Below are 12,625 nucleotides of genomic sequence, written 5' to 3' on the forward strand. Positions count from 1 at the left end.
CGACTGGATCGGCGGCGTTGGCAGTGCCCTCGCCTTCGCCGGGTTCGCGGTCGCGTTCATCTGGGAAGTCAGGAAGCGCCGACAAGACGACGAACAGGGGGACCGCCGAGATACGGCAGAAAGGGGCAACGGGCTCAGCGGCGGCGGGCCGCGCGCGGGATCCCGGCCGGCCTGCCAGCGGGCCAGCGCCTCCGGCGGCACTCGGGCATAGCGCGCCAGGGAGGCGACCGAGGTGTGGCCCGAGTAGGACAGGAGCGTCGAGGTGTTCGCGCCGTCCTCGGCGGCGTGTGTGAGCGCCGAGTGGCGCAGCTGGCGCAACGTCGCCCCGCCCGAGCCCCGACCCCGCCCGTCGGTGAAAATGCCGCCGTGGCAGCCTGAAGCGGGACGTATCGGGATAAGTCGGATGGAGAGCTGCATGCTGGTCAGCGACGGTTTCGTGCCTGCGGCGGCCCGGCGCCCTCGGCGGCGCGTGCTGTCCGTACTCGCGGCCACGGTCGCGCTCGTGGCCGCAGGCGCGGCAGCGGGCTGCGGCTCCGGCGGCTCCGGCGGCTCGGTGCCGGCCTCGCTGACCCGGCAGGTCCCGCTCGGCGGGTGGGCCGCCACGCTGACGGCCACCCCGGTCCAGCTGTCCGGGTCGCTGGCGCCGACCGGCGCCACGCGCACGCTGTCGATCCGCTGGCGCCTGACCAACACCAAGGGCGCCGTCCTCCCTGTCCAGGCGCCGAGCCAGTCGGCGCTGGTCGACGCGGGCGGCCACCCGACCCGGGGCGCGGGTTACCCGACGCTGCCCACTACCGGCGCACCGGCGCCGCTGGTCGCCTGGCTGGGGCCGGGCGAGACGCTGACCGCGTCGATCCCCTACGTGGTGCCGGCCGGGGCGAGCGTGCGCACGGTCCGCTTCGGGCGGCTGCTGACCACGGGCGCCGCGCCGGCGTTCGGCGCGGCCGAATGGGCGGCCGAGACGATCCCCACCCGGCCGGACACCGCCGGACCGCCGGCGGTGCCGGGGCCGCTGCTCGCCCCCGGCGCCACGACCACCCTCACGGCGACGACGTTCGCCAGTGCACCCGGGACCAGCGGCGGACAGACGGGCCCGGACGCGTCCAACCCCGTCCACCTGGCGGTGACGCTGCGGCGAGTGGTCGACCCGGCGCCGGCGCAGAACGGCGGGGCCGCCACCGGGCCGGCGGGCTCCCACCTCGTCGTCGCCGAGTTCGACGTCCGCAACGTCGGTACGACCCCGAGCTGGGACCCCGCCGAGACGAGCATCTTCGACACGCAGGGGCAGGACTTCAGCCTGGGGTTCACCTTCAGCGGGCTCGGCCCGGACACGCCGGCCCAGACCCTCGAGGCGGGCGCGCGCCTCAGCGTCCTGCGCACCGTCGAGGTCCAGGACGGGGTGCAACTGCGGTACGTCCAGTTTGTGCTCGGCGGTGGCAGCGGGAACGTCGCGGTGGGCCGCTGGCGGGTGCGCTGAGGCGCCCGGATCGCCGGCCGCGGGCGCTGGGGGGCGAATCAGCTCTGTCCGGTCAGGCGTCTCTCGGAGGGGTCCGCCGAGACGGCAGAAAGGGCAATGCCCGGCTGGCCGTCGGCAGACGAACGTGAGCTGTAGCAGCCCCGGCCCTGTCGGGAGCAGCGGAACGAAGAGTCCCGACAGCGGGCGGGTGTCCGGTAACGAACGTTCATGAGACGCAGAGATCGACAATGCGTCTCCGCAGGTCGCATGCGTAACGCATGCCGTGTACGCACCTATGACACGCATACCCCCATTCGCGTTACGAACCGATCATGCATGTCAGCTACGGACGGGTCTCCCCCCGTGACCAGCGCGCCGCGCTGCAGGCGGCCGGCCGCGACGAGATCTTCATCGACAAGGCCGCAGGTAAGCTCGCCCACCGCCCCGAACTCGACAAACCATCTGTGAGCCGGGTGTCGGCTCCCAGTAGATCTGCATAGCCGTCCTGGTCGTGAGCTGGCGCTGCTCAGGTCGACTGGTCTACTCGGGCCGCTTGAGGTGTTCCGGTGGTTCTGCACCTTTCGGCGGACAGCTGCGGCGGTATCGAGGCCGGTGATGCCTGCCCTGCCCGGGTGTTTGGCGTGGCGGATGTCGGCCTTGTCGCTGGTGGTGACAGATCGGCGACGATGATGCTGTCATGGGGGGAACATGCACTGGGGGCGCCCGGGTCGTCGCGCTCGCGCTGCTGGGTGTCTCGGCTGTTCTGACGGCGGTGACAGTGGTGGTGGTGGGGGTGCCGGGCTCGGCGGCTGACTGGGTGACTGTCGTGGGGGCGCCTTTCGTGCCACCGGGTCTGTACCTGGCCTGGGCGGCCTACCAGGCCAACCGGCGAGAGGCAGCGGCCGGCGCACTGGACCTGGCCGGGGTCGCCGACCAGCTCGCGATCGCAGTACGCCGCCAGTGGGAGCACGAAGTCGGACTACGCCGGCTCAATGACCCGTATCCGCTGCCGGTGCGCTGGATCCCGGCGGACAGCGACCTGGTGCAGCAGTGGGAGTCGCTGGTGCGGCTGGCGAGCTCCGGAGCCGGCTGGCCACCACCCCCGCCGCCAACGCCACCGGGCACGCCGCAGGTGTGGGCGGCCGGGCCGGGCGACCTCGCCGGCGGTGACGGTGATCTCGCGGGTCTGCTCGACCGGGTCCCGACCGGCCGGCTGGTCGTGCTCGGCGAACCCGGGGCGGGCAAGACGATGCTCACCGTGCGCCTGGTCCTCGACCTGCTCGCCGCCGTCCGGCGTGCCCCGGGCGGGCCGGTCCCGGTCCTGGTCGCGCTGGCGTCCTGGAACCCCCACCAGCAGTCCCTGCACAGCTGGCTGGAGACCCGGCTGGCCATCGACTATCCCGGCCTGACCGAACCCGCACCGGGCGACGCCGAGACCAGCCGGGCCAAAGCGCTGCTCGACGCCGGGCTGATCCTGTCGATCCTCGACGGCCTCGACGAGATCGCCGACACGGTCCGCGGCGCCGCGATCGCCCGGATCAACGACGCGGCCCCTGCCGGAATCCGGCTGGTGGTCACTGCCCGCACCGACCCCTACCAGCGGGCGGTCTGCCCGCCCGGCGGACCCGAGATACGCCTGGCCGGCGCCGCCGGCATCCAGCTCTGCCCGCTGGACGCGGCCGTGGTCGCCGACTACCTACGTGCCTCCTCCGGCGGCCCAACCGGCGCCGCCCGCTGGGACCCCCTGCTCAACACCTGGCCGGCACCAGTCGCCCAGGCGCCGACGACCCCGCTGATGGCCACCCTCGCACGCACCATCTACAACGGGGCTGTTGCGTTGACTGGGCACCGTGGTCGGGTTGGCAGTCAGGCATGATCGACTGGTGCATCGTCGGCGTGTCCGTCCCGTGGTCGCGGCCTCCGAGTTCGCGGGGTTCCGGTTTCCACCGGAAGTGATCGTGCTGGCCGTCAGGTGGTACCTGCGCTACGGGCTCTCCTACCGGGACGTCGAGGAGCTGTTGACCGAGCGCGGCATCACGGTCGATCACGTCAGCGTCTACCGGTGGGTGCAGCGGTTCACTCCGTTGCTGATCGACGCCGCCCGGCCGTGCCGCCACAGCCCGGCCGACAGATGGTTCACCGATGAGACGTATGTAAAGGTCGCCAGCCGCTGGACGTACCTGTACCGGGCGATCGACCAGTTCGGCCGGGTCATCGACGTCCTCGCCTCCGAGAAACGGGATCTCGCCGCGGCCCGCCGGTTCTTCACCCGGGCGCTGTCCCACGGCCGACGCCCAGTCGAGGTGACCACCGATCGGGCCCCGGCCTACCCACGGGTCCTCGACGAACAGGTGCCCGCCGCCCACCACGTCGACGCCCGGTACGCGAACAACCCGATCGAGGCCGATCATGGCCGATTGAAGGCGCGGCTGCGGCCGATGCGCGGCCTCAAACGGCTGAGCTCCGCCCAGGTGATCGGCTCCGGGCATGCCTTCGTGCAGAACGTTCGCCGCGGCCACTACGAACTCGCCACCGACACCGAACCCCACCAGCGGCTCGCGGCAGCCTTCACCGAACTCGCCCAGGCCATCTGACCAGGTAAACCACCGGCCCTTACCACGCCCCACGCCGGCTCAACGCAACACCGCCGGTGGCACTCCCGACAGCTTTCCGCTCCAGCCACGATCTCTGGTCAAGATGAGGCGTCTTCCGTCGCGCAGAGTCGCGAACTCTTCGATGCGAAAGTGCAGCGTGTTCATGGACGAGTTGTCTTTCCCCGAAGGCCGCGGCACCGCGGATGGTGTGCCGCGGCGCTCGTCCTCGGTCACATAGTCGCACCAGGCCCCCATTGCCACGACCACCGCATCCATGGAGATAGCATAGGCCGTCCTGGCAATCGACCACTTCCGAAAGTCGACGCCGGCGGAGCCAGGCGGCGCCTCATTCCCGGTGTCGCTCCCTGTCCGCCAGCCGACTGGTGGATCCGCACGTCGACGGGACCATCGTGCGAGCGGGCTACCCGGAAGCATCATCCACGACGCCATCGTCGATCGTTCGCCGAGCCATGCAGAATCGGGTACGTGGACTACGATCTCAACCGGCTGGGCGACCGAGAGTTCGAACATCTGTCGCAGGCGCTCGCGGTGTCCGAGCTGGGGTCGGAGGTGCACGTCTTCGGTGATGGCCCCGACGGAGGACGGGAAGCCTCGTTCGAGGGCACGTTCGATCTGCTGCGGGACAGAGTCAGCGGCGGTAGCTGGCAGGGTTACGGAGTGCTCCAGGCCAAGTATCGACGCCGGCCGGAGGGCGCGACGCGCGACGCCGGATGGTTCGTCGGCCAGGTCAGGACCGAACTCGAGAAGTGGTCGGACCCGGGATCGAACCGGGTCCGAGGAGGTCGGCGTCCCGAGTTTCTTCTGCTCACCACCAACGTAGTGCTCTCACCCGCACCAAGAAGCGGCGGGATCGACGTGGTAGATGCTCTCCTGGAGGGCTACGCACAGCGCCTCGGCCTTCGAGGATGGGAGGTGTGGCACTACGACAAACTTTGCCGCCTGATCGATGTGGCGTCTGGCGTCCGCACCGGCTACCGCCATTTTGTCACGCCTGGGGACGTCCTCTCGCGGCTCCTTGACCGCTTTCCCGAGAGTTCGCCGCCGACTCGGTCCGCGCATCCTTATCTACGCGAAGCCCACACTCCCCTGCCGGGCAGGTACCTTCCCGCACAGCTTCTCAACCCGCGCTACGGTGTCGTTCCGTTCCTCGGGCGCAGCCGCCTGTTGGGTGAGCTCGTGGAGTGGTGTGAACGCACGGACATATTCAGCGTCGCGCTCATCGTCGGACAAGGAGGCAGCGGAAAAACTCGTCTGGCGACGGAGTTGTGCTCGCACATGAGATCCAGACGCTGGGACGCCGGCATGGTCGACGCCCCGGCGTTCGCCAGAGGCCCATTGGTCGATAGTCCATCGCTGTTGGTGTTCGACTACTCGGACCAGGTGTCGGACCTTGTGAAGGAGGGCCTCGCGGCGCTGGCACATCGGCCGGCAGGACCTCCGGTCCGCGTGTTGCTTCTGGCGCGACATGCCACCGGCGCCTCCGACTCGTGGTGGTCTCGCCTCGCCGACGCGACCGACCAGACGGTCACGGAGATGGTAGACCTTCGTGTCACTCTGGAGGATCACCCTATGGACCAGGAGGAGCGGATGTTGCACGCCGAGCGCGCGACTCGGGCATTCGCTGACCACCTCGGGTCCTCTGCATACACCCCGCCCGACGTCGCCGGCGATGACTTCGCAAGCCCGCTGCTCGTTCACATGGCCGCGTTGCTCGCTGCGCAGGGCGATACCGTGAATCATCCGGCTGGCGGCCGGAGCACCCGAGAGACGGTCCTCGCTCAAATCCTTGGACGTGAGCGCAGAGCGTGGACAGCGCATCTGCCGGCGCATCGACTGGAAGATCTACATCCATCCCATGCCAATCGAGCGGTCCTTGTCGTCAGTCTCGTGACGCCGAGCCGGGCTGAGATCTTCGACCTGCTGAAGGCCTTCCCTGAATTCGCGGACCCGACTCTCCGTTCAAAGATCTCCGAATGGCTTTCTGCGGTATACCCGGATTCTTCGATAGGTCCGGATCTCCTGGCCGAGGAGCTGCACGCTCAAAGCGCCGACCTCGCAGAGGTCGTCTCGGCGATCTACCGGAGCCCTGCCTGCGGCGACAGGCATCTTGCGCGGCTCCTACAAGTGCTCGGGCGGGGGGCGGAGCGGAGGGAGCAGCCAGCCAGGGTTCTCGGCGACCTGTTCGCCGACCATATCCAGGAGCTGGTCGACCGGGCGCTGGCCAATGCGGACGGTGAACTCGCCGGCACTCTGAACGGCGCGTTGTGGATCTGTTGGCTGACATATCGCGAGCTCAATTTCATCGTAGCTGTGTCCACTACTGAGCACGCTCTTGGTCCGCACGGGGCCGGAGCCGCCGCACTGCTTGTCGGTCTCACCTACCTTCGTGCCTGCGCCACCCAGCTGCTGGCAGCCCGCGAGGGGCCGGAGATGCGTTCATACCACGTTGGGGCGCTGATCGCGCTTGGTGAAAGGTATGCGGACGCGGGCCGCTACGACGAGGCGCTCACAACTACCGAGGAAGCCGTTGTCGAGTTTACCAAACTGGATCCGAATACGACGGAGAACCTCGAACAGTGGATTCGTTTGGCTTTCCAACTATTCGGTTGCCTCAGCGTCCGCTATGCCCAGCTCGGAAGGCACGATGACGCGGTACAGGTGGGCGAGCTAGCCGACGGACTGGCCAGGGAGTTCACCCCAGAACGTGTTGCATCACCTAGTTCTCACGCCCAGCTACTGAGCTCCCTGGCTGGTAGCTATAGCGGGCTTGGCAAGCTCGACAAGGGTCTTGCGGCGGCCACCGAAGCCAAGAGTCTGTGCCAACAGTCAGGCGGCGACGATAGCGAGGAAATTCTCTCAGGTATTCTTTTCAATATCGGCTCTACGCTACGGGAATCCGGCCGCGACGCCGATGCCCTACGGCACTATCGAGAGGCGCTTTCCGGATATCGACGCCTTGCGGCCGAGGACGCCGCGGGCAAGTATCTGCCCGACCTTGCCCAGATCGAGCTCTCGATCGGCCAAACGATCCTTGAGATCGGACTGGGAAGACGTCGAGCCGGCGAGGAGGAAGCGGCGCGATCAGACTTCGCCGAGGCGCGCGTCGCGCTCGAGGAGGCGTCCGAACTATACTGGAAGCTTTCGCTGCAACTCCCCGACCGGTTCAACCCCGAGTTCAACCGCGCCCTGTGCGAGCTGGCTCGCTGTCATGTTCACCTCGGCTTCCCGGTCAAGGCCGTCGATGCACTCCGTGCGGCCGCAGGCCTACTTCCGGACGTCGAATCAATCAGGAATGGCCGGCGGTACCCCTGGCTGGAGAAACAGGCGGGGCACCTGGTCGATACCCTTAGCGAGCTCGGACTGGAATGCGACGACGTCCGCAGCGTCGCGCGCGACGTGCTGGAGCTCCTACGCGGCGCGGAAGCGGCATCGCCGGGCATTTTACTTCACCCACTTGCCCGATCCCTGCACCAGGTCGCCTACTTCGATGCGCTTGGGGGAGATGACGGGGCGATCCTTCTACTGGACGAGGCGTCGGCGACGTGGTCGGATCTCGTGTCACAGCTAGAAGACACGCCTGGTCCGGGACATGTCCGTGGAAGGTCGTCAGAGCAGGCACCCGTGAGTCGCGACGCGATCATGATGTCGTGGACTCGGACGCTCAGCAGCCTTACGTCGCTCTACAACACGGCCGGCCACTACAGTGCAGCCAGGGCCTATACCCGAAAGACGGTCGAAATCTGGCGCGAGCTAGCGAGTATTGACGGAGAGCATCGAGAATCCCTCGCGAGGTCCCTGGTCCAACTAGGGTATCTCGCTGAGTTGATCTTCATGGGAGCTGGCGTCCCCGCCTGCCGCGAGGCGCTCACCCATCTGCGTGCCTACTGTGCGGATCATCCGGACAGGGCCGCCAATACTGTTGGGGTTTTCCGCTCCATAGGGGATCTCTTTCAGATGTCCGGGCTGACGGCAGAAGTCGCCACGACCGCGGCGGACGTGCGACGTCTCGGCGACCCCGCAGAGGTACTCGGGGCGTCCATGAGATCCGACCGGGATCGCTGACAGGATGCGACCGCAGCGCTGCGTCCTCGTCAGCACAGCGACCGCCGCCCGCTGCCCCAGCGACCGCAGGCAGGCGGCCAGGTTGGTCGCCGAGGCCAGGGCAGGTATCCCCCCGTGTACCTGCTGTCATCCCGTGGCATGGCGGGTCAGGCTGGTGGGACGACACCGCGAACCCCGCGCTACGCCCGCCGACCTCGAGGCGTGGTGCCGGTCCACCCTGGCCCACGACAAGGTCCCCACCCACTGGCACCTCGTCGCCGACGCCCGCCCGCGCACCGCCACCGGCAAGCTCCTCAATCGCGAGATCCGCGAGCTGGTCGCGGTGGCGGAGCCCGGGAATCGCTGATCAGCAGTTGGTGAAGTACCAGTGGAAGAGGGCGCCCTTGATGCCCGTGGTCGGGGGCACGATGTCGCTGAGCAGCCACTCCTCGAAGGGCTCGATGAGCGCGCAGGTCATGGGCTTGGCGATCGCGGTGCCGGTCGTGCCGACGATGGTCACCGTGGTGATGCCGGTGGTGAGTACGGCCGCGGTGGCCGCCGCAAGCAGTCGTCGCTTCATGGTTCCTCCCTCGTCCTGTCTCGCCTTCTCGCGAGACCGCTGGAACCAGATCACCTCGCCGCCGTGTGAAGAACCGTGTTGTAGCGTGCCAGAACTCGATTCGGGTGCCTGGCCTGCGGTTTCGTTGTTCGGTCAGGCGGCTCGGTGGTATTCGTTGATCACGCTGCCGAGGATCTTGCGGCGACGGATCGGGCCGTCGAGGGGGGTGACGGCGGCCGGGTCGTGGTTCGGTGGGCGCTGGTCGCGCCCTTGGTGGGGCCGATGATCGTCGAAGTGGCGGGTGTACTCGTCGAGCACCGCGGCGGCGTGGCGCTCGCCGTACAGGATGATCCTGTCAGTGCACTCCTCGCGCACAGAGCGGATGAACCGCTCCGCGTAGCAGTTCGCCTGTGGTGTCCGTGGCGGCGTGCGCACGACCTGCACGCCCTCGGAGGCGAACACGTCGTCGAACGCCTGGGGGAATTTCGTGTCCCGATCGCGGATGAGGAACCGGAAGCGGCCGAGGCGTCCGTCCAGGTCCATGGCGAGGTGGCGGGCGGTGTTGCGTTGAGCCGGCGTGGGGCGTGGTAAGGGCCGGTGGTTTACCTGGTCAGATGGCCTGGGCGAGTTCGGTGAAGGCTGCCGCGAGCCGCTGGTGGGGTTCGGTGTCGGTGGCGAGTTCGTAGTGGCCGCGGCGAACGTTCTGCACGAAGGCATGCCCGGAGCCGATCACCTGGGCGGAGCTCAGCCGTTTGAGGCCGCGCATCGGCCGCAGCCGCGCCTTCAATCGGCCATGATCGGCCTCGATCGGGTTGTTCGCGTACCGGGCGTCGACGTGGTGGGCGGCGGGCACCTGTTCGTCGAGGACCCGTGGGTAGGCCGGGGCCCGATCGGTGGTCACCTCGACTGGGCGTCGGCCGTGGGACAGCGCCCGGGTGAAGAACCGGCGGGCCGCGGCGAGATCCCGTTTCTCGGAGGCGAGGACGTCGATGACCCGGCCGAACTGGTCGATCGCCCGGTACAGGTACGTCCAGCGGCTGGCGACCTTTACATACGTCTCATCGGTGAACCATCTGTCGGCCGGGCTGTGGCGGCACGGCCGGGCGGCGTCGATCAGCAACGGAGTGAACCGCTGCACCCAGCGGAACAGCGTCACATGGTCGACAACGATGCCGCGCTCGGCGAGTAGTTCCTCGACGTCCCGGTAGGACAGGGAGTAGCGCAGGTACCACCTGACGGCCAGCACGATCACTTCCGGTGGAAACCGGAACCCCGCGAACTCGGAGGCCGCGACCACGGGACGGACACGCCGACGATGCACCAGTCGATCATGCCCGACCGGTCGCGCCCGGCCAACGCAACAGACAGTGAGGATGTTGGTGAGCCCCGCGCCGGTCGGTCTGACCCGGCAACAGACTGACTGCGGGTCCTGGACGGGATCTGTCGGCCGTGCCGGCGCGGGGCTCGTGTGCACTCACCGGACGGGCGGGTGACCTTATAGGAGCCTGGCCAGAGGCCCCTTCACTGTCTTGTCCGTCGCCCGGCTGGTGCGTGCCGCCCTGTCGGTCGAGGTGATGGTGAAGGGACGGCTGGCGCCCACGATGGCACAGCAGACTGATGAGGTCACGGGTGGTGTCGACACCCACAAGGACAGTCACACGGCGGCGGCTCTCGATAGCGCCGGGCGGCTTCTCGGTGTGGAACAGTTCCCCGCGACCGGGGCGGGTTACGGCCGGCTGCTCGACTGGCTGCGTGGCTTCGGCGCCGTTGGGAAGGTCGGCGTCGAGGGGACCGGGGTATACGGCGCCGGGCTGGCCCGGCATCTGGCGGCGGCCGGTGTCGCGGTCGTCGAGATCGACCGGCCGGACCGCAAGGCCCGGCGCTGGCAGGGCAAGTCCGACCCGGTCGACGCCGAGGCCGCGGCCCGCGCGGCGCTGGCGGGCCGGCGGACCGGGAAGCCGAAGGACCGCACCGGCCAGGTCGAGGCACTGCGTGCTCTGCAGGTGGCCCGTCGTGGCGCGGTCGAGGGCCGCGCTGACGCGCAGCGCCAGATGAAGGCACTGGTCGTGACCGCACCCGAGCAGGTACGTGCCGAACTGTCCGCCCTGACCGCCACGCGCCTTGTGGAGGTCTGCGCCAGCGCCGACATCGCGGTCGCACACGCCGGCGACCCCGCGGTCGCTGTTCGGCTTGCACTGCGCAGCCTTGCGCGCCGCCATCAGCGGTTGTCCGTCGAGATCCGCGACCTCGACACAGTCATCAACCGGCTCGTGGTCACGATCAGCCCAAAACTGCTCGAGGTCCAAGGCGTCGGCCCGGACACCGCCGGCCAGATGCTCGTCACCATGGGAGCCAACCCCGACCGGATGCGCTCAGAGGCCGCGTTCGCAATGCTCTGCGGCGTCGCCCCGCTACCCGCGTCCTCAGGCCGGACCCATCGCTACCGACTCAACCGCGGTGGCGACCGCCAGGCGAACGCCGCGCTCTACCGGGTCGTGCTCTCCCGCCTGCGCTGGGACGCGAGAACCCGTGCCTACGTCGAGCGCCGCACCAAGGAGGGCAAGAGCAAGAAAGAGATCATCCGCTGCCTCAAGCGCTACGTCGCCCGGGAACTCTACGCGATCCTCACCACCCTACGAGAACCAAACGATCTTCCAGTGATCACTTGACATCCATAGGAGCATCCCTGTGAGCAGCGAACGAGCAGTGGTCAGGTCTATTTGAGCAGTCGCTGCCTTTGGTGACGCTCGGTGGCGTGGTCTGTGGCGTGTCCCGGAGGTCGGTGGTACTGTCTAGCCGCTTCGGGGCTCGTTAGCCTCGCGTCTGCGAGGGTGCCTGACCCGAGAACAGAGCCGCTAACTTAACGGTCCCCTGTCCGGGCCGCCGACAAATTCCTGGCCGCCACCGAGGCGTCGGCGATAGGTTGCGCAGATGCCCGAACTAGTGTCGAAGCGCGCACAGGTCGCACGCATGCGCCGCACAGCCATGCGGGCGCTTGCGGACTACCCGGTCGACGAGCCACGCCTGTCGTTCATCGCGCACGGCGAGAACACCACGTTTCGGGTCGACTCCCGCGATACCCGATTTCTGATGCGCGTACACCGGCCGAACCGGCACGGCCGTGGAGTCGATTCGCGGGTCGCGGTCGGATCGGAGCTGGCCTGGCTGGCCGCATTGCAGGCAGACACGGATCTGAGCGTGCCGACGCCGATCCGGGCCCGCAGTGGACAGTGGACCACCGTCGCCGACGGCCGGGTCTGCTCGGTCCTCGGCTGGCAGAACGGACGAATGCAGGCGGCCAATCCGCGGTCCGTGCACTTCCGGCGATTGGGTGGCATCCTCGCCCGTTTGCACAATCACGCTTCGGTGTGGGCTCCGCCTTCCGGGTTCGTACGCATGCGGTGGGACTGGGAGACCTTCTTCGGCAACACCATGGAGTACGGCGGCGTGTCCGCAGCCGGGTGCTGGGACCTGCTGCCGTCGCCGGTGCGCGCGCAATTCGATGAGGTCGCGCGCCGGATGCGTACTGTCATGGCGGGTCTTGGATCGAAGCCGGACGCCTTCGGCCTGATCCATGCCGACCTGCATCTGGAGAATGCTCTGTTCGACGGTGATGCGGTGCGGCTGATCGACTTCGACGACTGCGGATTCGGTTACTGGCTCTATGACATCGCGGTACCACTGTGGGAATATCGTGGCCGGGCCGACTACACCGCAATCCGTACGGCGCTTCTCAATGGCTACAGTGAACGCCGCGAGCTGCCCGATCTCATTCACCTGGACGACTTCATCGCCACTCGAGACGTCGCCTTCGGCCTGTGGTTCGCCGGGATGGCTCAGGTCAATCCGGCATTCGCGGCCGACCTGGACGAGGTGATGGACTCCATCCAGCGGTCACTTGATCGAGTGCTGTGACTGGGGCCTCCACATCGACCCAACCCGACGCGGAAGGCG

The 12,625-nt window shown here is 68.2% G+C and carries 12 protein-coding genes; 8 read left to right on the top strand and 4 right to left on the bottom strand.

The annotated features are described in order from the left end of the window. Positions 1-415 precede the first annotated feature (415 nt). The 4 genes from FRCN3DRAFT_RS0225220 (at position 416) to FRCN3DRAFT_RS0225230 (ending at position 4,050) form a co-directional block, all read left to right on the top strand. Entirely contained in the window at positions 416-1,477 is a 1,062-nt protein-coding gene (locus FRCN3DRAFT_RS0225220) for a hypothetical protein (RefSeq protein WP_007515082.1), read from the top strand. Between the two features lie 311 nt (positions 1,478-1,788). Continuing rightward, positions 1,789-1,956 carry a recombinase family protein gene (locus tag FRCN3DRAFT_RS54295; protein ID WP_157845259.1) on the top strand — a complete coding sequence of 56 codons (168 nt, stop codon included), beginning with the start codon at positions 1,789-1,791 and terminating at the stop codon, positions 1,954-1,956. A 197-nt stretch (positions 1,957-2,153) separates the two neighbouring features. Beyond that, positions 2,154-3,332, top strand: a complete 1,179-nt coding sequence (locus tag FRCN3DRAFT_RS0225225) for an NACHT domain-containing protein (protein WP_007515083.1) — start codon at positions 2,154-2,156, stop codon at positions 3,330-3,332. 7 nt (positions 3,333-3,339) lie between these two features. Next, entirely contained in the window at positions 3,340-4,050 is a 711-nt protein-coding gene (locus FRCN3DRAFT_RS0225230) for an IS6 family transposase (protein WP_027140917.1), read from the top strand. 39 nt (positions 4,051-4,089) lie between these two features. Here the strand turns inward: FRCN3DRAFT_RS0225230 and FRCN3DRAFT_RS51875 are convergent, their stop codons facing one another. Next, entirely contained in the window at positions 4,090-4,326 is a 237-nt protein-coding gene (locus FRCN3DRAFT_RS51875) for a hypothetical protein (protein ID WP_083401291.1), read from the bottom strand. A 210-nt stretch (positions 4,327-4,536) separates the two neighbouring features. Here FRCN3DRAFT_RS51875 and FRCN3DRAFT_RS0225235 point away from each other — a divergent pair, with 210 nt between their 5' ends. Both FRCN3DRAFT_RS0225235 and FRCN3DRAFT_RS0225240 read left to right on the top strand, forming a co-directional pair. Further along, positions 4,537-8,133 carry a tetratricopeptide repeat protein gene (locus FRCN3DRAFT_RS0225235; RefSeq protein WP_007515089.1) on the top strand — a complete coding sequence of 1,199 codons (3,597 nt, stop codon included), beginning with the start codon at positions 4,537-4,539 and terminating at the stop codon, positions 8,131-8,133. A gap of 154 nt (positions 8,134-8,287) precedes the next feature. Continuing rightward, complete coding sequence (locus tag FRCN3DRAFT_RS0225240) at positions 8,288-8,479, top strand: hypothetical protein (protein ID WP_007515087.1); 192 nt, start codon at positions 8,288-8,290, stop codon at positions 8,477-8,479. Here FRCN3DRAFT_RS0225240 and FRCN3DRAFT_RS0225245 read toward each other — a convergent pair whose 3' ends face one another. The 3 genes from FRCN3DRAFT_RS0225245 to FRCN3DRAFT_RS0225255 form a co-directional block, all read right to left on the bottom strand. Further along, entirely contained in the window at positions 8,480-8,692 is a 213-nt protein-coding gene (locus FRCN3DRAFT_RS0225245; RefSeq protein ID WP_007515086.1) for a hypothetical protein, read from the bottom strand. It abuts the gene before it with no gap. Between the two features lie 132 nt (positions 8,693-8,824). Beyond that, the gene (locus FRCN3DRAFT_RS0225250; protein WP_007515085.1) at positions 8,825-9,214 is read right to left on the bottom strand and encodes an integrase core domain-containing protein; all 390 of its coding nucleotides are present in this window, start codon (positions 9,212-9,214) and stop codon (positions 8,825-8,827) included. A gap of 67 nt (positions 9,215-9,281) precedes the next feature. Beyond that, positions 9,282-9,992, bottom strand: a complete 711-nt coding sequence (locus FRCN3DRAFT_RS0225255; protein ID WP_027140918.1) for an IS6 family transposase — start codon at positions 9,990-9,992, stop codon at positions 9,282-9,284. A gap of 253 nt (positions 9,993-10,245) precedes the next feature. Between FRCN3DRAFT_RS0225255 and FRCN3DRAFT_RS0225260 the strand changes: the two genes are divergently transcribed. Further along, the gene (locus FRCN3DRAFT_RS0225260) at positions 10,246-11,340 is read left to right on the top strand and encodes an IS110 family RNA-guided transposase (protein ID WP_106410518.1); all 1,095 of its coding nucleotides are present in this window, start codon (positions 10,246-10,248) and stop codon (positions 11,338-11,340) included. A gap of 262 nt (positions 11,341-11,602) precedes the next feature. After that, positions 11,603-12,586 carry a phosphotransferase enzyme family protein gene (locus FRCN3DRAFT_RS0225265; protein ID WP_007516016.1) on the top strand — a complete coding sequence of 328 codons (984 nt, stop codon included), beginning with the start codon at positions 11,603-11,605 and terminating at the stop codon, positions 12,584-12,586. The last annotated feature ends 39 nt before the right edge of the window (positions 12,587-12,625 follow it).

This window comes from Pseudofrankia saprophytica (assembly GCF_000235425.2).
Lineage (GTDB): Bacteria > Actinomycetota > Actinomycetes > Frankiales > Frankiaceae > Pseudofrankia > Pseudofrankia saprophytica.

Bases quoted from the DNA above. Each gene is read 5' to 3' on its own strand.
- FRCN3DRAFT_RS0225220 (WP_007515082.1), top strand. From the start codon at position 416: ATGCTGGTCAGCGACGGTTTCGTGCCTGCGGCGGCCCGGCGCCCTCGG.
- FRCN3DRAFT_RS0225245 (WP_007515086.1), bottom strand. From the start codon at position 8,692: ATGAAGCGACGACTGCTTGCGGCGGCCACCGCGGCCGTACTCACCACC.
- FRCN3DRAFT_RS0225260 (WP_106410518.1), top strand. From the start codon at position 10,246: ATGGTGAAGGGACGGCTGGCGCCCACGATGGCACAGCAGACTGATGAG.
- FRCN3DRAFT_RS0225265 (WP_007516016.1), top strand. From the start codon at position 11,603: ATGCCCGAACTAGTGTCGAAGCGCGCACAGGTCGCACGCATGCGCCGC.
- FRCN3DRAFT_RS0225250 (WP_007515085.1), bottom strand. From the start codon at position 9,214: ATGGACCTGGACGGACGCCTCGGCCGCTTCCGGTTCCTCATCCGCGAT.
- FRCN3DRAFT_RS54295 (WP_157845259.1), top strand. From the start codon at position 1,789: ATGCATGTCAGCTACGGACGGGTCTCCCCCCGTGACCAGCGCGCCGCG.
- FRCN3DRAFT_RS0225225 (WP_007515083.1), top strand. From the start codon at position 2,154: ATGGGGGGAACATGCACTGGGGGCGCCCGGGTCGTCGCGCTCGCGCTG.
- FRCN3DRAFT_RS51875 (WP_083401291.1), bottom strand. From the start codon at position 4,326: ATGGATGCGGTGGTCGTGGCAATGGGGGCCTGGTGCGACTATGTGACC.